Source organism: Amaricoccus solimangrovi (genome assembly GCF_006385685.1).
Lineage (GTDB): Bacteria > Pseudomonadota > Alphaproteobacteria > Rhodobacterales > Rhodobacteraceae > Amaricoccus > Amaricoccus solimangrovi.
The window spans coordinates 216,061-235,602 of the sequence record NZ_VFRP01000001.1; the positions used below are offsets into that span (position 1 = coordinate 216,061).

At 69.3% G+C, this 19,542-nt stretch carries 18 protein-coding genes; 5 read left to right on the plus strand and 13 right to left on the minus strand.

Going from position 1 to position 19,542, the window contains the following annotated elements; translation table 11 throughout:
- Position 1: 1 nt before the first annotated feature.
- A complete protein-coding gene (locus tag FJM51_RS00980) occupies positions 2-1,009 on the plus strand; it encodes a flagellin (RefSeq protein WP_140452232.1) in 1,008 nt (335 codons plus the stop codon).
- An 8-nt stretch (positions 1,010-1,017) separates the two neighbouring features.
- Positions 1,018-2,142 carry a flagellar basal body P-ring protein FlgI gene (locus FJM51_RS00985; RefSeq protein ID WP_233712920.1) on the plus strand — a complete coding sequence of 375 codons (1,125 nt, stop codon included), beginning with the start codon at positions 1,018-1,020 and terminating at the stop codon, positions 2,140-2,142.
- 90 nt (positions 2,143-2,232) lie between these two features.
- Here FJM51_RS00985 and FJM51_RS00990 read toward each other — a convergent pair whose 3' ends face one another.
- The 6 genes from FJM51_RS00990 to FJM51_RS01015 all read right to left on the minus strand — a co-directional run bounded on the left by FJM51_RS00990 (position 2,233) and on the right by FJM51_RS01015 (position 9,231).
- Positions 2,233-2,721 carry a heme-degrading domain-containing protein gene (locus tag FJM51_RS00990; RefSeq protein WP_140452233.1) on the minus strand — a complete coding sequence of 163 codons (489 nt, stop codon included), beginning with the start codon at positions 2,719-2,721 and terminating at the stop codon, positions 2,233-2,235.
- Positions 2,718-4,382, minus strand: a complete 1,665-nt coding sequence (locus tag FJM51_RS00995; RefSeq protein WP_140452234.1) for an ABC transporter ATP-binding protein — start codon at positions 4,380-4,382, stop codon at positions 2,718-2,720. Before FJM51_RS00995 ends, FJM51_RS00990 begins: the two co-directional genes overlap by 4 nt.
- Positions 4,379-5,491, minus strand: a complete 1,113-nt coding sequence (locus FJM51_RS01000) for an ABC transporter permease (protein ID WP_140452235.1) — start codon at positions 5,489-5,491, stop codon at positions 4,379-4,381. The genes FJM51_RS00995 and FJM51_RS01000 overlap by 4 nt, the downstream gene beginning before the upstream one ends.
- The gene (locus tag FJM51_RS01005) at positions 5,491-6,564 is read right to left on the minus strand and encodes a microcin C ABC transporter permease YejB (protein ID WP_140452236.1); all 1,074 of its coding nucleotides are present in this window, start codon (positions 6,562-6,564) and stop codon (positions 5,491-5,493) included. The genes FJM51_RS01000 and FJM51_RS01005 overlap by 1 nt, the downstream gene beginning before the upstream one ends.
- A gap of 1 nt (position 6,565) precedes the next feature.
- Positions 6,566-8,560, minus strand: coding sequence for an extracellular solute-binding protein (locus FJM51_RS01010; RefSeq protein ID WP_140452237.1), 1,995 nt, complete (start codon positions 8,558-8,560; stop codon positions 6,566-6,568).
- 173 nt (positions 8,561-8,733) lie between these two features.
- Positions 8,734-9,231, minus strand: a complete 498-nt coding sequence (locus tag FJM51_RS01015; protein ID WP_140452520.1) for a c-type cytochrome — start codon at positions 9,229-9,231, stop codon at positions 8,734-8,736.
- A 232-nt stretch (positions 9,232-9,463) separates the two neighbouring features.
- Between FJM51_RS01015 and FJM51_RS01020 the strand changes: the two genes are divergently transcribed.
- Positions 9,464-10,348, plus strand: a complete 885-nt coding sequence (locus tag FJM51_RS01020) for a prephenate dehydratase (RefSeq protein ID WP_140452238.1) — start codon at positions 9,464-9,466, stop codon at positions 10,346-10,348.
- A gap of 64 nt (positions 10,349-10,412) precedes the next feature.
- On the opposite strand, the gene FJM51_RS01025 is transcribed toward FJM51_RS01020, so the two are convergent.
- The gene (locus tag FJM51_RS01025) at positions 10,413-10,883 is read right to left on the minus strand and encodes an outer membrane lipoprotein (RefSeq protein WP_181164404.1); all 471 of its coding nucleotides are present in this window, start codon (positions 10,881-10,883) and stop codon (positions 10,413-10,415) included.
- A 140-nt stretch (positions 10,884-11,023) separates the two neighbouring features.
- On the minus strand, positions 11,024-12,847 hold the full coding sequence (locus FJM51_RS01030) for an ABC-F family ATP-binding cassette domain-containing protein (protein WP_140452240.1): 1,824 nt from the start codon (positions 12,845-12,847) through the stop codon (positions 11,024-11,026).
- Between the two features lie 339 nt (positions 12,848-13,186).
- Here FJM51_RS01030 and FJM51_RS01035 point away from each other — a divergent pair, with 339 nt between their 5' ends.
- A complete protein-coding gene (locus FJM51_RS01035) occupies positions 13,187-14,605 on the plus strand; it encodes a calcium-binding protein (protein ID WP_140452241.1) in 1,419 nt (472 codons plus the stop codon).
- A gap of 40 nt (positions 14,606-14,645) precedes the next feature.
- Here FJM51_RS01035 and FJM51_RS01040 read toward each other — a convergent pair whose 3' ends face one another.
- The 4 genes from FJM51_RS01040 to dapD all read right to left on the minus strand — a co-directional run bounded on the left by FJM51_RS01040 (position 14,646) and on the right by dapD (position 18,002).
- Positions 14,646-15,938: an O-acetylhomoserine aminocarboxypropyltransferase/cysteine synthase family protein gene (locus tag FJM51_RS01040; protein ID WP_140452242.1), complete on the minus strand. Its 1,293-nt coding sequence runs from the start codon at positions 15,936-15,938 to the stop codon at positions 14,646-14,648.
- Positions 15,939-16,031: 93 nt separating this feature from the next.
- Positions 16,032-16,373, minus strand: a complete 342-nt coding sequence (locus FJM51_RS01045) for a DUF8846 family protein (RefSeq protein ID WP_140452243.1) — start codon at positions 16,371-16,373, stop codon at positions 16,032-16,034.
- Positions 16,374-16,406: 33 nt separating this feature from the next.
- The gene (locus FJM51_RS01050; protein ID WP_140452244.1) at positions 16,407-17,108 is read right to left on the minus strand and encodes a DUF421 domain-containing protein; all 702 of its coding nucleotides are present in this window, start codon (positions 17,106-17,108) and stop codon (positions 16,407-16,409) included.
- A gap of 33 nt (positions 17,109-17,141) precedes the next feature.
- A complete protein-coding gene (gene dapD, locus FJM51_RS01055) occupies positions 17,142-18,002 on the minus strand; it encodes a 2,3,4,5-tetrahydropyridine-2,6-dicarboxylate N-succinyltransferase (protein ID WP_140452245.1) in 861 nt (286 codons plus the stop codon).
- Between the two features lie 115 nt (positions 18,003-18,117).
- On the opposite strand from dapD, the gene FJM51_RS01060 reads away from it, so the two are divergent.
- Positions 18,118-18,951, plus strand: a complete 834-nt coding sequence (locus FJM51_RS01060; protein WP_140452246.1) for an LOG family protein — start codon at positions 18,118-18,120, stop codon at positions 18,949-18,951.
- A gap of 55 nt (positions 18,952-19,006) precedes the next feature.
- Here FJM51_RS01060 and FJM51_RS01065 read toward each other — a convergent pair whose 3' ends face one another.
- Positions 19,007-19,534, minus strand: a complete 528-nt coding sequence (locus FJM51_RS01065) for an NUDIX hydrolase (protein WP_140452247.1) — start codon at positions 19,532-19,534, stop codon at positions 19,007-19,009.
- Positions 19,535-19,542 lie beyond the last annotated feature (8 nt).

Sequence of the window (19,542 nt, forward strand, 5' to 3'; positions counted from 1 at the left end):
GATGAAAGTGACGGGAAGTTCGGATCTGGGCCGCCTCGCCGGGCTGAGGCGCGCCGCGGCGGAGACGCGCGCGGGGCTCGACCGGGCCGCGACGGAAATGACCACGGGCGAGAATACCAGCCGCTACGACGCGACCTCCGGCAACATCACCCGGATCTTCGCGATCGAGCGCGAACTCGACCGCAACGCGGTCTTCGCCGGCACGATCGCGCTCACCACCGTGCGCGTCGACACGGCGCAGAACGTGCTCGGCCTGATCCTCTCGCCGCTCCAGAGCCTTTCGAGCGACCTGCCGAGCGCGGTCAGCATCGGCGACGTTTCCTCGAGCCTCGTGCATGCGCGGGCCGCGCGGAACGCCTTCGCCGATACGGTGAACGCGCTCAACACCCAGACGGGCGGGCTCTCGCTCTTCGCCGGCGCCGCGACCGACTCCCCCGCGCTCGCCTCCGCCGAGACGATCCTCGGCGAACTCGACGGGCTCGCGACCTCGGCCGGCACGGCGGCGGAGGCGATCGCGGCGATCGACGCCTATTTCACCGCGCCGGACGGCGGTTTCTTTACCCGCGGCTATCTCGGCTCCACCGACGACCTCGCCGCGGTCGACATCGGCGCGGGGCGGCGCCTCGACTACGCGCCGCGGGCCGACGCGGCCGAACTCGTCGACGCGCTCCGGAGCGAGGCGCTCGCCGCCGTGGTCGCGGGCGGCGCCTTCGCGGGGGACGAGGCGGCGCGCATGACGCTGCTCGGCGCCGCCGGGACGGCGATGCTCGGCGCGAAGGAGGGGATCCTCGACCTGCGCTCGGCCGTCGGCGTCACCCAGGAGGCGCTGGAGAATGCGAAGGCGGCGCGCACCGCGGAGAAGGACACGCTCGATCTGGCGCGGAACGCGATCATGACCGTCGATCCGACCGAGGCGGCGGCGACGTATCAGGCGCTCGAGACGCAGCTTCAGGCGATCTACACCGTCACCGCGCGTCTGGGCGAACTGTCCTACGTCAGGTACATGTAGGCCCGCGCATGCGTCACCTGTTCTTCGCGGGCAGAATGCTCGCAACCTGCGCGGTCCTGCTCTGGATCTTCGGCGCGCCGGCCCCGGCCTCGCCCGCGCGGATCAAGGATCTCGTCGATATCGACGGGGTGCGCGGCAACGACCTGCTCGGCTACGGGCTCGTGGTCGGGCTCGACAACACCGGCGACTCGCTCCGGAACTCGCCCTTCACCGAGGATGCGATCGTCAACCTGCTGGAGCGGCTCGGCGTCAACGTGACGGGCGAGCAGATCCGCGCCCGCAACGTCGCGGCCGTGCTCGTCACCGCCGCGCTGCCGCCCTTCGCCCGCGCGGGCAGCCAGATCGACGTCACCGTCTCCGCGATCGGCGACGCGTCGAGCCTGCTCGGCGGCACGCTGGTGATGACGCCCCTGAACGCCGCCGACGGCCAGATCTACGCGGTGGCGCAGGGCTCGATCATCGCGGGCGGCGTCAGCGCGGAGGGGCAGGCGGCGAAGGTGACGCAGGGTGTGCCGACCGCGGGGCTCATCCCCTCGGGCGCGCGGGTCGAGCGCGAGGTGGCTTTCGATTTCTCCACCGTCCGCGATTTCCGGCTCGCGCTGCGCGACCCCGATTTCACCACGGCGGCGCGGATCGCCGCCGCGATCAACCGCGACGTCGGTGCCCGGATCGCACAGATGCTCGATTCCGGCACCGTCCGGCTCGATCTCGCGCGCGCGGGAATCGACACGCCGGCGCTCCTGATGGCCCAGATCGAGAATATCGAGGTGCAGACATCGACCCGGGCGCGGGTGGTCGTCGACCAGCGGTCCGGCACGATCATTCTCGGCTCGGATGTGCGGATCAGCCGCGTCGCGGTCACCCAGGGCAACCTGACGCTCCGCGTCGAGGAGGCGCCGATGGTGGTCCAACCCAATCCCTTCGCCGAGGGCGCGACCGTCGTCATCCCCCGCACCACGGCGGAGATCGCCCAGCAGCCCGGCAACGGCCTCGCCATCGTCGACAATTCCGTCGCGCTGCCCGATCTCGTCGCCGGGCTGAACGCGCTCGGCGTCTCGGCGCGCGACATGATCGACATCCTGAAGTCGATCAAGGCCGCCGGCGCCCTCCACGCCGAATTCATCGTCCAGTAGGGCGGACCTCGGTCCGCCTTTCCCGACCCGCGTAGGGCGGACCTCGGTCCGCCTTTCCGGCGCCTGAAGGAAGGCGGACAGATGTCCGCCCTACGGGAGCTGGATCTCGTCGAGGGGGAGGCCGATCATCTCGGCCAGCACCTCGACGATGAGCTTGTGGTCCTCCCGCTGGGGCAGGCCGGAGACGATCACCGCGCCGACGCAGAGCCCGCTCATCAGGAAGATCGGAAAGCCGCCCCCCGCCGTCGCGTAGTCGCGCGGGTCGAGGCCCAGGCGCTGGTGGATCGTGCCTTCCTCCGAGGGCGACAGGCCGACGCGGTAGCTGCTGCGCTCGAGCAGCGCGACCGTGTTCGCCTTGCGCCGGGCCCAGTCGGCGTTCTCGGGCGTCGTCCCCGGCATCGCGCTCAGGAAGACCGTCCGCCCGCCGAGCCTGACCTCGATCAGCACGGCGGCCTCGCGCGCCTCCGCGAGCGCGCGAAGCCGGGTGCCGAGTTCCCAGGCGGTGCCGAGGTCGAAGCTCTCGAACCGCAGCCGCAGTTCCTGCGCCTCGATGATATCGGTGTCGCCCGGTGCTTTCATCGCTGGCCTCCCGTCGCCGTGACCCCCGCCGCGCCCGTCGCCGCCGACCCCCTCCCGGCGTGAACCGGATCCTCGAAGGCGGCCGCGAGCAGGGCGCGGGTATAGTCCGTTTTCGGCGCCTCGAAGATCTCGTCGCCGGTGCCCGCCTCGATCACGTCGCCCTCGCGCATGACGAGCACGCGATGCGCGAGCGCGCGCACGACGCGCAGGTCGTGGCTCACGAAGATGTAGGCGAGGCCGAATTTCTCCCGCAGCCGGCGCAGCAGGTCGACGATCTGCACCTGCACCGTCATGTCGAGCGCGCTGGTCGGCTCGTCGAGCACGACGAGCCGCGGCTGGAGGATCATCGCGCGGGCGATGGCGATGCGCTGGCGCTGGCCGCCGGAGAATTCGTGCGGATAGCGGTGCCGCGTCTCTGGATCGAGCCCGACCTCGCGCAGGATCTCCACGACCTTGCCGCCCGGATCGCCCGCGTGGCCATGGAGCCCGAGCCCCTCGGCCACGATCTGCTCCACCGTCATGCGCGGGGAGAGCGAGCCGTAGGGATCCTGGAACACCATCTGCATCTCGGCCCGGACCGGGCGCAGCGCGCGGTTGCGCAGACCCTGGAGGTCGCGGCCGAGAAAGACGATCCGCCCCTGCGACGAGATGAGCCGCAGGATCGCGAGCGCGAGCGTCGTCTTGCCCGATCCGCTCTCGCCGACGATGCCGAGCGTCTCGCCCGCGCGCACCGAGACGTCGGCGTGGTTCACCGCCTTCACATGGCCGACGGTCCGGCGCAGCAGCCCCGCCTTGATCGGGAACCAGACGCGCAGCGCCTCGGTCCGGACGATCTCCTCCGCCCCCGCCGGGACCGGGCCGGGCGTGCCCGACGGCTCGGCGGCGAGAAGCGCCCGGGTATAGGCGTGTCTCGGGTCGTCGAAGATCGCCTCGGTCGGGCCGGTCTCGACCACCTCGCCGGATTTCATCACCGCGACGCGGTCCGCGATGCGCCGCACGATGCCGAGGTTGTGGGTGATGAAGAGCATCCCCATCCCCTCCCGCGCCTGGATCTCCGCGAGCAGCGTCAGGATCTGCGCCTGGATCGTCACGTCGAGCGCGGTCGTCGGCTCGTCCGCGATCAGCACGTCGGGGCGGTTCGCGAGCGCCATCGCGATCATCACCCGCTGCCGCTGGCCGCCCGAAAGCTGGTGCGGATAGGCGCCGAGCCGCTTCTCGGGATCGCGGATGCCGACTTGGGTCAGCAGTTCCACGATCCGCGCCCGTGCCGGCTCGCCGGTCAGCCCCTGGTGCAGCGCGAGGCTCTCGCCGATCTGGCGGGCGATCGTGTGCAGCGGGTTGAGGCTCGTCATCGGCTCCTGGAAGATGAAGCTGATGTCGTTGCCGCGGATCCGGCGCAGCACCCTGTCCGGCGCCGCGCCGAGGTTCTCGCCCCGGTAGAGGATGTCGCCCGTCACCTCGGCGTTCTCGGCCAGGAGCCGCACGGTCGAGAGCGCCGTCACCGACTTGCCCGAGCCGGATTCGCCGACGATGGCGAGCGTCTCCCCGGCATGGAGGTCGAAGCTGACGCCCCGGACCGCCTCGAACCGGTCGCCGCCCTGGGAGAAGGCGACGCGCAGGTCGCGGACCGAGAGCAGGGCGCTGTCCGTCGCGCCGCTCATTTGAACGTCTTCCGGGGGTCGAACGCGTCGCGCACGCCTTCGAAGATGAAGACGAGCAGCGACAGCATGATGGCGAAGGTGAAGAAGGCGGTGAAGCCGAGCCAGGGCGCGTTCAGCCGGTTCTTGCCCTGGAGCGCGAGTTCGCCCAGCGAGGGATAGGAGGCGGGCAGGCCGAGCCCGAGGAAGTCGAGCGCGGCGAGCCCGCCGATCGCGCCGGTGATGATGAAGGGCAGCAGCGTCAGCGTCGCTACCATCGCGTTCGGGAGCAGGTGGCGGAACATGATCGTCACGTCGCCCACCCCGAGCGCGCGGGCGGCGCGCACGTATTCGAAGTTGCGCGCGCGCAGGAATTCCGCGCGCACCACATGGACGAGGCTCGTCCAGCTGAAGAAGGCGATCAGCAGCGTCAGCAGCCAGAAGCTCATCGTGAACATCGCCGAGAGGATGATGATGATGTAGAGGCTCGGCATGTTCTGCCAGATCTCCACCAGCCGCTGGGCGGTGAGGTCGATCCAGCCGCCGAAATAGCCCTGCGTCGCCCCGGCGGCGATGCCGATCGCGCTCGAGATCACCGCGACGACGAGTGCGAAGAGGACCGAGATCCGGAAGCCGTAGATCACCCGCGCCACCACGTCGCGCGTCTGGTCGTCGGTGCCGAGCCAGTGGACGCGGTCCGGCGCGGAGGGGGCGGAGGCGACGTCGTAGTTGATCGTGTCGTAGCTGAACGGGATCGGCGGCCAGAGCATCCAGCCCGGCGCCGCGACCGGCGTCCCGTCGACGGCGCCGGTCTCCGCGGCTTGGCGGTAGACGCCCTCGGGATCGTCGAGACAGGCCTCGAGCCCGCCGGTCCGGATCAGGCAGCGCACCTCGGGCGAGTGGTATTCCGCCTCGGTCTCGAATTCCCCGCCGAAATCCGCCTCCGAATAGAAGGAGAGGACCGGGAAGCGGAACTCGTCCTGGTAGCGGACGACGAGCGGCTTGTCGTTCGCGACGAATTCGGCGCAGAGCGTCACGAGGAAGATGACGAGGAAGATCCGGAACGACCAGAGGGCGCGGCGGTTCGCCCTGAAATTCGCGAGCCGGCGGCGCTGGAGGGGGTTGAGCTTCATCAGGTTTCGCGGCTCTCGAAGTCGATCCGGGGATCGACCCAGACATAGGTGAGGTCGGAGAGGAGCCCGACGACGAGGCCGAGCAGGCCGAAGACGTAGAGCGTGCCGAAGACCACCGGGTAGTCGCGCTGGATCGCGCTCTCGTAGGCGAGCCGTCCGAGCCCGTCGAGCGAGAAGATCGTCTCGATGATCAGGCTGCCGCCGAAGAAGACGCTGATGAAGATCGCCGGGAAGCCCGCGATCACGATCAGCATCGCGTTGCGGAACACATGGTCGTAGAGCACGCGGCCCTCGGTCAGCCCCTTGGCGCGGGCGGTGATCACGTACTGCTTCTTGATCTCGTCGAGGAAGGAATTCTTCGTCAGCAGCGTCATCGTCGCGAAGGCGCCGATGGTCGAGGCGGTGACCGGCAGCACGATGTGCCAGAGATAGTCGAGCGCCTTGCCGATCAGGCTGAGATCGCTCCAGTCGTCGGAGGTGAGCCCGCGGAGCGGGAAGATCCGCCAGTAGGATCCGCCGGCGAAGAGGACGAGCAGCATGATCGCGAAGAGAAAGCTTGGGATCGCGTAGGCGACGATGATCGTCGCCGAGGTCCAGGTGTCGAAGGTCGAGCCGTCCCGCATCGCCTTGCGGATGCCGAGCGGGATCGAGATCAGGTAGGCGAGCAGCGTCGACCAGAGCCCCAGCGTGATCGAGACCGGCATCTTCTCGAGGATGAGGTCGAGCACCGAGATCGAGCGGAAATAGCTCTGGCCGAGATCGAATGTCAGGTAGTTCCGGAGCATGAGCAGGAAGCGCGTCAGCGGCGGCTTGTCGAAGCCGAACTGCTTCTCGAGCCCGGCGATGAACTCGGGCGGCAGGCCCTTCGCGCCGTGATAGCCGCTGTCGTCGCCGGTGCCCCCGCCGCCGCCGCCGATCCGGCCGGGCTGGTTCGCCGCGTCGTCCTGGACCTGGGCGATGATCTGTTCGATCGGTCCGCCCGGCATGAACTGCGTGAGCGCGAAATTGACGAGCAGGATGCCGACGAGCGTCGGGATCATCAGCGCGACGCGGCGGAGGATATAGGCGCCCATCTCAGCGCAGCGCGCCCTGCGCCCTGAGCTTGTCGAATTTCGCCTGGTCGAACCACCAGAAGGCGTCTCCGCGCGAATAGGGTGGCGGCTGGTCCGGGCGCCCGTAGATGTCCCAGTAGGCGATCAGGAACTTGCCCGAATACCAGTTCGGCACCCAGATCTGCTTGGAGCGCAGCACCCGGTCGAGCGCCTGCGCCCGCGCGTCGAGCTCCTCGCGGCTCTTCGCGGCGATCACCTGCTCGATCAGCGCGTCCACCACCGGATCGGCGAGCCCGGTCAGATTGGCGGTGCCCTGCGCGTTGGCGGCGGCGGAGCCGAAGATCTCGCGCAGCTCGATCGAGGGGCTCATCGACATGACGAAGCGGGTGGGGATGATGTCGTAGTCGAAGGTCTTCAGCCGCTGCTGCATCTGCGCCGCGTCGATCCGGCTGAACCGGGCGTCGACGCCGATCCGGCGCAGGTTCGCGACATAGGGGTTGATGATCCGCTCGAAGGTCGGCGCGTCGTCGACGAATTCCACGCCGAGCGTCGCGCCCCGCGCGTCGCGCCGGAGTCCGTCCTTTCCGACCGGCCAGCCCGCCTCGTCGAGCAGTTTCGACGCGCGGCGCAGCGCGGAACGGTCGATCTGCTGCTCGCCGCTGACCGGCGGGGTATAGGGGGGCTCGGTGAAGATCTCGGGCGGAAGCCGGTCGCGGAACGGCTCGAGCACCGCCAGTTCCTCGCCCCCGGCCACGCCCTCCGCCTGCATCGGGGAATTCTCGAAGAAGGAGTCGGTGCGCTGGTAGAGGCCGTAGAACAGCGTCGCGTTCGTCCATTCGAAGTTGAACATCAGGCCGATCGCCTCGCGCACGCGGGGATCCTGGAACTTCTCGCGGCGCAGGTTGAACCAGAACCCCTGCGTTCCCGAGGGCGTGTTGTCCGGGATCTCCTCGCGCTTCACCCAGCCCTCGTCCATGGCCGGGAAGTTGTACCCGGTCGCCCAGAGCGCGGAGTAGAATTCCTGATGGAACTGGTAGTCGCCGACCTTGAACGCCTCGAAGGCGGCGTTGTCGTCGCCATAGTATTCGTACTGGTAGCAGTCGAAATTCGACGAGCCGATATTCACCGGAAGATCCTTGCCCCAGTAGTCGGGATTGCGGCAGTAGCGGATCGAGCGGCCGGGCTGGGCGTTCTCGACGTGATACTGCCCCGACCCCACCGGCGGGGTCATCGTGGACTCGCCGAAATCGACCTCGTCGTAATAGTGCTTCGGCAGGATGGCGAGCCCGCCGACCATGGCCGGCAGGTCGCGGCTCGGCACGCCGGGCCTGAAGGTGAACTTGACCCGATGCGGATCGAGCGCCTCGACCGAGGCGATGTCCCTGAGCGTGATCTGGTAGGAGGGCTGACCCTTCTCCATCAGCGCGTCGTAGGTGAAGACGACGTCCTCGGCCGTGATCGGCGCGCCGTCCGAGAACTTCGCCTCCGGCCGCATGTCGAAGATCACCCAGGAGCGGTCCTCCGGGTATTCGATCCCGCGCGCGATCAGCCCGTAGCTGGCGTCGGGCTCGTCCGGGGCGCCGGTCAGCAGGCTGTCGTAGAGCAGACCCAGCCCCTGCGCCGGTTCGCCCTTCAGGATGAAGCTGTTCAGGCTGTCGAAGGTCTTGCTCGCGCCCGTCCCCCGGAACACCATCGTGCCACCCTTCGGCGCGTCGGGATTGACGAAGTCGAAATGCGCGAAGTCGGGGGGATATTTCAGATCGCCGAAGGTCGAGATCCCGTGGCTCCGGATGATCGTCCCGCCCCCGGCGGTCTCGGCGGTAGCGGTCTCGGCGGCGGCGGTCTCCTCGGCCCGCGCCTCCGGCGAGAGGAAGGCCGCGCCGAGCGCGAGGCCCGCCGCGAGGCCGAGCATCCCGCGTCGCGTCCCGCGAAGCCCGGCCCGATCGTCCGGGGTTCCGGCGGGGGAGGGATCGGCGGAGACCCCGGGGAGCGGGGGGCGGGTCGGGCCTGCGGTCATCGCGTCGTCCTGTCGTGGCGGCGTCTCGTCACCGTCACTTTACTTGCCCGCGGCCGGCGGTAAAGGCCCGGCCCGCGCGCGAAGACCGCGGGAAATCGTGATCGGGATCGCGCGACTGTCGCGCGACCCCGCGGGAGGGTCCGGGTCGCAGTCGCGGGGATCGCGGCCGGCCCCTACTTCTCGAGCGACTCGAGATAGGCGATCACGTTCGCCCGGTCCTCCGGCTTCGGAAGGCCGGCGAAGGACATCTTGGTGCCGGGCACGAAGGCCGAGGGCTTCTGCAGGAAGTGGAACAGGTTCTCGGGCGTCCAGTCGCCGCCGTGGCCCTTCATCCCGTCCGAATAGGAGAAGCCGTCGACCGAGCCGACCGGCCGGCCGACCACGTTCTCGAGATGCGGGCCGACCGCGTTGGAGCCGTCGATCTTGTGGCAGGCGGCGCATTTCTTGAACACGCCCTCGCCCTTCGCGGGATCGGCCGCGGCGACCAGCGCGGCCACGTCGACCTCGGGCTGCGCCTCGCCGCCGCCTTCGCCCGCGCCGGCCTCCGGCACGTTGATGACATAGGCGACTTCCTCGCTGTGGGTATTGAAGATCTCGCCCGCGAAGAAGTTCAGGAGGAGCAGGACCAGCAGGCTGCCGCAGAAGGCGCCGACGAGCTTGGTAATTTCCATCGTATTCATGAGGCGGTGGGCACCTTTCGCGGCGGCTGGGGGCCGGTTGTTCCGATCACGGGTGTTTTACCCGCATCCTCGCCGCGCGCGCAAGACCGGGCGCGCCCTTCCCGTGCGACGCTTCGTCCGTCGCGAAGGGCGGGGACCCGGCGCGCCCGCCCGCGGCTTTCCATCCGCCGCTTTCGCGCCTATGGTCCGCCGCCGATTCCAGATCCGCGGGGAGCGAGGGCCGATGCGCCAGAAGACCAATGTGATCTCCTTCCAGGGCACGCGCGGGGCCTATTCGCACCAGGCCTGCGCCGAGGTGCATCCGGAGATGGAGGCGATGCCCTGCGCGACCTTCGAGGATGCGATCGCCGCGGTCTGGGAGGGGCGGGCCGACCTCGCCATGCTGCCGGTCGAGAACTCGACCTACGGCCGCGTCGCCGACATCCACCACCTTCTGCCCGAATCCGGCCTTCACATCGTGGGCGAGCATTTCCTGCGCGTGCACATCAACCTGCTCGGCGTGCCGGGGGCGCGGCTCGAGGATGTGAGATCGGCGATGAGCCATACCGTGCTGCTCGGCCAGTGCCGCGCCTTCCTGCGCGAGCACGGCATCGCGCCGCGCACCGGCGCCGACACCGCCGGCTCCGCAGAGATCGTCGCCGCGACGGGTGACAGGAGCCTCGCCGGGCTCGCCTCGGAACTCGCGGGCCGGATCTATGGGCTGAACGTGCTCGCCCGCCACATCGAGGACCACAAGAACAACACCACCCGCTTCCTCGTCATGGCGCCCGAGCCCCGGATCGCGCCGCGCGGCGGCGACGTGCTGACCACCTTCGTCTTCCGCGTGCGCAACATTCCCGCCGCGCTCTACAAGGCGATGGGCGGCTTCGCGACCAACGGCGTCAACATGATCAAGCTCGAGAGCTACATGGTCGACGGCCATTTCACCGCGACGCAGTTCTACGCCGACATCGAGGGGCATCCCGAGGATCCCGCGGTCGCGCGCGCGCTCGAGGAACTGCGCTACTTCACGTCGAGCCTCAGGATGCTCGGCACCTATCCCGCGCATCCCTACCGCCGGGAGCAGGAGCGGACGGAGCGCGAGCGCCTGGCCCAGACGGTCGCCTGACAAGGCCGCCTGAGAAGGCCGCCGCCCGGAGCGGGCGGCGGCCCCTTTCGTACCGGCGCCGCCGTTACGGGACGAGACGCGTCACGCCGTTGCCGCTCTGGACCACCTGCACGCGCTGGCCGACCGCGAAGGCGGGCGAGGCCTGGATGACCGAGATGTTCTGGCCGCTGTCGAGGCGCACGAACCATTCGGTCGAGGCCTGCTGCGTCGCGGAGCCCGCGACGCGGTTGCCGACCGCCGCGCCAGCGGTCGCGCCCGCCCCGGTCGCGAGCACGTTGCCGGTGCCCTTGCCGATCTCGTTGCCGAGCAGGCCGCCGACGATGCCGCCCGCGATGGTGCCGACAACCTCTCCCGGCTTGTTGCCACCCTGCACGGTGACCGCCCGGCTGCCGGTGATCGTGCCCATGTTCACCGACTGCGCGACCTGGGCTTGGTTGGCGGAGACGACATCGCCGCTGTTGGGGGATGCGCAGGCCGTCAGCGCGAGGGCCGCCGCGGCGGAAAGGGCGAGGCCGCGAAGAATGTTTGTCCGCATGTCCTTCATATCCATATCTGTTCGGGCGCCGACCGCGCCCATCAAGTATCCGTGGTATAAGGGCTTCCCATTCCCGATGGGATAACGATTTCGCGGGAAACCGGCGTTTTCGCGCCGGCGCCGCGTCGTGGGGGTCCGCCTCAGCCCTCGATTTCCTCGCGCAGCGCCTCGAGGCGGAGCCATTCCTCCTCCGCCGCGTGCAGCGCGCCCTGCCGCGCCACCAGCGCGTCGGTCGCCTTCCGGAACTTCGCCGGCTCGCGCGTGAAGAGCGCGGGATCGGCGAGCAGCGCCTCGAGCTTGCCGATCTCGGCCGTGAGCCGGTCGATCTCGCCCGGCAGGGTCTCGAGCCGATGCGTCTCCGCGAAGCCGAGCTTGCCGCGCGGCTTCGGCTTCGGCGCCTCGCGGGGCGCGGCGCGGGCGGGTTTCGGCTCGGCCTTCGGCTCCGGGCCGGCGTCAGGGGGGCGCTGCGCCTGATAGTCGCTCCAGCCGCCGGCGTAGATCGTCGCGCGGCCGTCGCCCTCCATCGCCACCGTCGTCGTCGCGACCCGGTCGACGAAGTCGCGGTCGTGGCTGACGACGAGCACCGTGCCCTCGTAATCGTCGATCAGCTCCTGCAGCAGGTCGAGCGTCTCGACGTCGAGATCGTTGGTCGGCTCGTCGAGGATGAGCAGGTTCGAATCCTTCGCCATCAGCTTGGCGAGCAGGAGCCGCGCCCGCTCGCCGCCCGAGAGCGCGGAGACCGGGCCTCGCGCCTGGATCTCGGGGAACAGGAATTCCTTCAGATAGCCCACGACGTGGCGCGGCCTGCCGCGCACCATCACCTGGTCGTTGCGGCCCGAGACGCCGAGTTCCGCGTCGCCGGTCAGCGTCTCCCAGAGCGAGACGTCGTCGCGAAGCTCCTGGCGGTTCTGGTCGAAGAGCGCGGGCACCAGATTGGTGCCGAGCCGGACCTTGCCGCCGTCCGGCGCGATCCGCCCGGTCAGGATTCCGAGGAGCGTGGTCTTGCCGACGCCGTTCGGCCCCACCAGCGCGATCCGCTCGCCCCGGTTCACCCGGATCGAGAAATCCCTCAGGATCACGCGTTCGCCATAGCCTTTCGAGACATGCTCGGCATCGACGACGAGCTTGCCCGAGCGCGTCGCGCTCTCGAACTCCATCTTCGCCGTGCCGGTCCGCGCGATCTGGGCCGAGCGTTCGGCCCGCAGGTCCGCGAGCCGGCGGACGCGCCCCTGGTTGCGCTTGCGCCGCGCGGAGATACCCTCGACCGCCCAGCGCGCCTCGGCCTTGATGAGCCGGTTCAGCTTGTGGCGCTGCTGGTCCTCCTCCTCGTAGACCTTGTCGCGCCATTCCTCGAAGGCGGCGAAGCCCCGGTCGAGCCGCCGGACCTCGCCCCGGTCGACCCAGAGCACCCGGTCGGTGAGCTCGCGGAGGAAGGCGCGGTCGTGGCTGATCACGACGAAGGCGGTCCGCGTCTCCCGAAGCCAGCCCTCGAGCCAGGCGATCGCGGCGATGTCGAGATGGTTCGTCGGCTCGTCGAGCAGCATCAGGTCGGGCGCCTCGGCGAGGATCTTCGCCAGCGCCGCCCGCCGCCGCTCGCCGCCCGAGGCGGCCTCCGGCGCGAGCGAGGGATCGAGCTTCACGCCCTCCATCGCCATCTCGACCCGCCAGTGCTCGGCGGGATCGACATGCGCCCCGGCGAAATCGCCGAGCGTCGCATAGCCGCCGAAATCCGGATCCTGCGCCATGTAGCCGACGGTGAGCCCGGGGCGCAGGAAGCGGGCGCCGCTGTCGGGCAGCGTCAGCCCGGCCATGATCCTGAGCAGCGTCGACTTGCCCGAGCCGTTGCGCCCGACGAGCGCGATCCGCTCCCCCGGATGCACCGAGAGCGCGAGATTGGAAAAGAGCGGGTCGCCGCCGAAGGTGAGCGCGATGTCGGCGAGGGTGAGGATGGGTGGTTCGGCCATGCCGCCCGCGTAAGTCGGCGCCGGCCGCGCGTCAAGCCGACAGGCCGCCGGCGGCGGAGCTTCGCAGCGCATCATCGGGGTTGATGCGCGGCGCAAGTCGATCACGGGATTTCGAATTTAAAGCAAATGGATATTCATGAAATTTATCGGATACGGAGAAAAATGCGGCGCAATATCATGAAATGAAACATTCTTATATATTGATATGAATTGCCAATTCGCAAAGCAGGCGTAAACTTGCCGTGCTCGGCACCGGGCCGCGGGATTGTGAGGTCCGCGAAAGCTCTCTGGTCCCCAGGCGTATCCCGAGCGGCGCATGTTTGTGTGAGGGGAAAGACGATGAACATCACTGGGACGCCGAACGGCGACACGCTCCCGGGTACGGGCGCGGCGGACGTGATCCGCGGGCTCGGCGGCGATGACGACCTGTCCGGGCTGGGCGGCGCGGACCGGCTCGAGGGCGGCGGCGGCGACGACTTCCTCGATGGCGGCGCGGGGAACGACACGCTGCTCGGGGGCTATGGCAACGACACGCTCTTCGGCGGCACCGGCACGGACTCGCTCGTTGGCGGGCGGGGTTTCGATATCGCGGTATATGACGTGAACTGGAGCCCGCTTTACGTCGATCTCTCGGCGGGAAGGATCACCTTTCCCGGTCAGTCCTGGTCGCCGGAACACCTCCGGTCGATCGAGGGCCTGATCGCCGGCTCGGGCTCGGACCACCTGGCCGGCAGTAGCAGGGCAAATCTGCTCGTCGGCGGTCTCGGGGACGACACGTTGCTCGGCGGCGACGGGAACGACACGCTGGCCGGCGGGCAATACGACCCGCACGGGAGGAACATCGTCTTCGATGATCCGTCCCTGCCTTTCGACGGCCGCGACGTGATCAACGGCGGGAAAGGGACGGACACGCTGGTCTACGCCAACTTCGTCGTAGGCGACGACTTTCCGAACGAATCGATCGCGCCCGACGTGCTGGTGGACCTCGGCGCCGGAAGGGCGCGCACGGCGGGCTTCGTCGGCAGCGACATCATCAGGTCGATCGAGAACGTCGTGACCGCCGACGGCGATGACACCGTCATCGGCAACGGGGCGGCCAACGACATCCGCGTCGCCTACGGGTTCAACACGGTCGAGGGCGCCGGAGGGAACGACACCATTCATGGGGGAGGGGGTATACGCTTCCTTGAGGATGATGGCAGCGAGCCCCGCCTCGGAATCTCCGACACGATCGAGGTCCTGCGCGGAGGCTCCGGAAACGACGTGATCGATTCCGGCGGCTCCCTCGCCTATTACGACTATTACATAACCAACGGCGACCCGACGGCGACATACTTCACGACGGACGTGCTCGGCGGTGGCGCGGGGGCCGATCGCCTCATCGCGGGGACGGGCAACTTCCTGATGACCGGCGGAAGCGGCGCGGACAGGTTCGAGTTCTCGACCGAGCTGCTCTGGACGGATTTTCCTCGTATCGACGACAGATACTCGCAGCATGCGACGATCACCGACTTCAGCCGGTCGCAGGGGGACAAGATCGTGATCGACGGGGCGGTGGACGATGGGGTGACCTTCGTCGGCCGGGATGCGAATCCGGACTTCCACGAACTGGCCTGGCACCACGTCTCGGACGGCGGTGAAACCGACACGGTGGTCGAACTGCCGCTGACTCATGATGACAGCGACATCGGGACGCTGACGCTGACCCTCGAGGACTATTCCGGCGCGCTGAGGGCGAGCGACTTCATCCTGCTCTGACCTCGGGGGGAGCCGGTGGCGCGCCGGCTCCCTCCGGTTCTCAGCGGGTCGCGGCGGCGAGCGCCTGGTCGAGGTCGCGGATCAGGTCGTCCGCGTCCTCGATCCCGATCGAGAGCCGCACCACGTTCGGCGCGGCGCCCGCGGCCTCCTGCTGGGCGGGCGAGAGCTGGCGGTGCGTGGTGGAGGCGGAGTGGATGATGAGCGAGCGTGTGTCGCCGAGATTGGCGACGTGGCTGAAGAGCCTCACGTTGTCGACGAGCTTCACGCAGGCGTCGTAGCCGCCCCTGACCGCGAAGGTGAAGATCGCCCCCGCGCCCTTCGGATAGAGCCGCGTCGCCCGCTCGTTCCAGGGCGAGGAGGCGAGCCCGGCATAGGTGACGAACTCGACCCGCGGATCCTTCTCGAGCCAGCTCGCCACGCGGACCGCGTTCTCGACATGCCGCGCCATCCTGAGCGACAGCGTCTCGGTGCCGAGCAGCGTCAGGAAGGCGTTCTGCGGCGACTGGCACATGCCGAGGTCGCGCAGGCCGATGGCGATGCCGTGGAAGGTATAGGCCATCGCGCCGAAGGTCTCCTGGAAGCGGAGCCCGTGATAGGCGGGCTCGGGCTCCGTCAGGCTCGGGAACTTGCCCGAGGCGGCCCAGTCGAAATTGCCGGAATCGACCACGACGCCGCCCATAGCGGTGCCGTTGCCCGAGAGGTATTTCGTCGTGGAATGCACGACGATGTCGGCGCCCATCTCGATCGGACGGCAGAGGAAGGGCGTGGCGGAGGTGTTGTCGACGATGAGCGGCACGCCGAGCCGGTGCGCGACCTCGGCGACGGCCGGGATGTCGGTCACGTAGCCGCCCGGATTCGAGACGCTCTCGCAGAAGATCGCGCGCGTGTCGTCGCAGGCCGCGTCCTCGATCGCCGCGAGATCGTCGAAATCGACGAAGCGCGCGTCCCAGCCGAAACGCTTCATGCTCTGCGAGAACTGGGTGACGGTGCCGCCGTAGAGCCGGGTCGAGGCGATCACGTCCTTGCCCGGCGCCATCAGCGGGAAGAGTGCGAGGATCTGCGCCGCGTGGCCCGAGGAGCAGGCGACCGCGCCGACGCCCCCTTCGAGCGCGGCGATCCGCTCCTGCAGCACCGAGACGGTCGGATTGGTCAGGCGGGAGTAGATGTAGCCCACCTCTTCCAGATTGAAGAGTTTCGCCGCGTGATCGGCGTCGCGAAAGACATAGGCCGTGGTCTGGTAGATCGGCGTCTGCCGCGCGCCGGTCGCCGGATCGGGCCGCGCGCCCGCGTGGATCTGCAGCGTGTCGAAGCCGAGCGTGGGTTCGGTCATCATTCTTCCTCCGCTTTCCGGCCGCGTCGGCCCGGGGCGGCGAGGCTAAGCCGGGCCGGGGCACGGGTGCAAGCGGGTGGCGGGCCGGCGCGCGCCTCAGCCTTCGTCCTCGAGGAAGGGAGTCATCTCGGCGACGATGACCGCGTTCTCGGCGAGGGCGCGCGCCATCAGCTTCCGCTCCTCCTCCGGAACCTCGTGGCCCTCGGCGAGCCGGTCCTCCAGCGTGCCGTAGCCCGTGACGTCGAGCGGCGCGAGATCGGCGGCCCTGAGCAGCGCCACGGTCTCGCGCACCGCCTCCTCCTCGTCGACGCCGGTCGCGTAGCAGAGGATCCCCGCGCCGGTCGCCCCCTTCGGCAGCCCGTCGCCGGGCTTGCGCCCGACCTGGACCAGCAGCGTGTAGACCTGTTGCGGGCGCTTCGGCTTTTCCGTCTCTGTCATGTGTCCTCGCTGCGGTGGCGGACCGGGTCCGCCCTAGGATTCGGGCGCGGTCCAGCGGTGGGAGGCGCAGTAGGGGCAGGCCCCGTCGGGCACCACCTCGGGCGCGGGCGAGAGGCCGCCGCAGATCACGCAGCAGGCCATTCCGCCCGGCGCCAGCGCCGGATCCTCGAGCGGCTGGGGCGGGTGAAGCTCGTGCGGCGGCGCGATGCGCAGGCCCGGCGCCGGTTCCGCGCGGCGGAAGACGCTGACGCGGCCGTCGGGCTCGATGAAGGCGGTCTCGATCTCGCCGAGGTTGCGCACCCCCTCGATGCGGAGCCGCGACAGGAATTCGTCGGGACCGAGCCCGTCGCGGTCCAGCGTCGCCACGTGGATGCGCCCGCCCTCGATGGCTATGACCGGCAGGCCGTCGACCAGGTTCTTGGCCCGCTGCCAGCGGATGATCGCGAGGTCGAGCCCCTTGTTGACGAGCACGACCACCGTCACCGCCAGAAGCGCGGGGACGAGCGGCACGTCGGGATAGAAGAGCGAATCACCGACCGCCGATCCGAGCGCGATGACGAGCAGGAACTCGACCATCGAGAGCTGCGCCACGGTCCGCCCGCCGATCCAGCGCAGGAGCAGCAGCGTGTAGCCGTAGACGATCAGCGTCCGGACCAGCACCTCCAGAAGGAAGAGCGGTTGCGCCTCCCCCATCAGGATCCGGCCGATGTCGAAGGCCTGGAAGGGCTGATCCACCGCCGCCGCCCCCGGGCGCCGCCTCCGCGCGCCCTAGTCGCGCAGCAGCTCGTTGATCGAGGTCTTGGACCGGGTGCGCTCGTCCACGCGCTTCACGATGACGGCGCAGTAGAGGCTCGGACCCGGCGTGCCGTCCGGGAAGGGCTTGCCGGGCAGCGCGCCCGCGACCACCACCGAATAGGGCGGCACTTCGCCATAGAAGATGTCGCCGGTCGCGCGGTCGACGATCTTCGTCGACTTGCCGATGAAGACCCCCATGCCGAGCACCGAACCCTCGCGCACGACGCAGCCCTCGACCACTTCGGAGCGCGCGCCGATGAAGCAGTTGTCCTCGATGATCGTCGGCCCCGCCTGCATCGGCTCCAGCACGCCGCCGATGCCGACGCCGCCCGAAAGGTGCACGTTCTTGCCGATCTGCGCGCAGGAGCCGACGGTCGCCCAGGTGTCGACCATCGTGCCCTCGTCCACGAAGGCGCCGAGATTGACGAAGGAGGGCATCAGCACCACGCCCGGCGCGATATAGGCCGAGCGGCGCACCACCGCGCTCGGCACCGCGCGAAAGCCCGCGGCGCGCCAGTCGGGCTCGGCCCAGCCCTTGAACTTCGAATCGACCTTGTCCCACCAGCCGCCGCCCTGCGGCCCGCCCGACTGCGGCCCCATGTCCTGCAGGCGGAAGCCGAGCAGCACGGCCTTCTTCGCCCACTGGTTGACGTGCCAGGCGCCGTCCGGCCGCGGCTCGGCGACGCGGATCTTGCCTTTGTCGAGCCCTTCGAGCACCGTCTCGATCGCGGCGCGGGTCTCGCCGCCGGTGCGCGGCGTGATCGTGTCGCGCGCGTCCCACGCGGCTTCGATCGCGGATTCGAGGGTCGCGGGGTCAAGATCGGTCAGGGTCATCACGGCGTTCCAGTTCCGGCTGGCGGGGATCGGCGGCAAGCTATAATTGCGTAACGCGGGGCTGGCAATCTCGCCGACACCGCCTTCGACCATTCGGCAGACCGGGCAGGAGTACATGGCAGGACCGAGCAAGACGCAGCGACGCTTCCCCGACGCGGCGGAGGATCAGGCGACCTGGGAGCGGCAGCTCGACACGCCGCAGACGCTGTCGCCGAGCTACCGGCTCGCCTTCGCCGATTTCGATTTCCTCAAGCGCGACGAGCTGCGCCCGGTCCGGCTGCAGCTCGAACTGCTGAAGCCGGAAATGGAACTCCAGGACCGCGGCATCGTCTCGACCGTGGTGATCTTCGGCGGCGCGCGGATCCCAGAGCGGCCCGAGGATGCCCGCCGGCCCGGCCTCGCCAAGCTCGCGCATTACTACGAGGTGGCGCGGGAATTCGCCCGGCTGGTCACGCTCACCTCGCTCGAGAGCGGCTGCGCCGAGAACGTGATCTGCGGCGGCGGCGGTCCCGGCGTGATGGAGGCGGCGAGCCGGGGCGCGGCCGAGGCGGGCGGCGTCTCGATCGGGCTCAACATCGTGCTGCCGCACGAACAGGCGCCGAACCTCTACGGCACGCCGGAACTGAGCTTCAACTTCCACTATTTCGGCATCCGGAAGATGACCTTCCTGATGCGCGCGAAGGCGGTCGCGGTCTTCCCCGGCGGCTTCGGCACGCTCGACGAGCTCTTCGAGACGCTGACGCTGATCCAGACCGGGCGGATGGAGCCGATGCCGATCCTGCTCTTCGGCGAGGAATTCTGGCGGCGGATCGTGAACTGGGAGGCGCTGGCGGAGGCGGGCACGATCTCGCCGGCGGATCTCGACCTCTTCCGCTTCGTCGAGACGGCGGAGGAGGCGATGGCCGCGATGCGCGACTGGAGGGCGGGGCCGGAGGGCGCGGCCGACTGAGTTCCGTGAGGGGAGCGGGGCGCCGCAACCCGCCGCGCCGCCCGCGCCCCGGACGTCAGGCCACCGAGCCGTGGACGATGAATTTCGGCATCCGGGGCGGCTTGCCGCGCCGGTCGGGATCGAACTCGCGCAGGATCCGCGCCAGTTCCGGGTCGCGCACCTTGCGCGCCGCCTTGCCGCGCTTGAACCATTTCACCCGCCGCTGTCCGGTCTCCGGGTAATGCCTCAGCCGCTCGCGCGCCTCGAGCGGGTAGACGCGCACGACGCAGGGCATGCTGAGCCCGCCCTTCACGCCCTTGCGGTATGTGTAGAAGCCGATGCTCTTCTCCGAGACGGTGCCGAGGATGCCCGCTTCCTCATAGGCTTCGCGCGCCGCCGCCCAGGCCTCGGAATGCTTGCGGGTGGGCCAGCCCTTCGGGATCACCCAGCGCCCGGTGTCGCGGCTGGTGATGAGCATGATGCGCACCCCCTTGCCCGCGCGGCGGAAGCAGATCGCGCCCACCTGGAGCGAGGGCGGGTGCTTGCCCCGGCAGAGGGTCAGCACGGTGCGCGGACTGGGCTTGAGCTCCTGTTTCTTCGGCATCGGGCGGT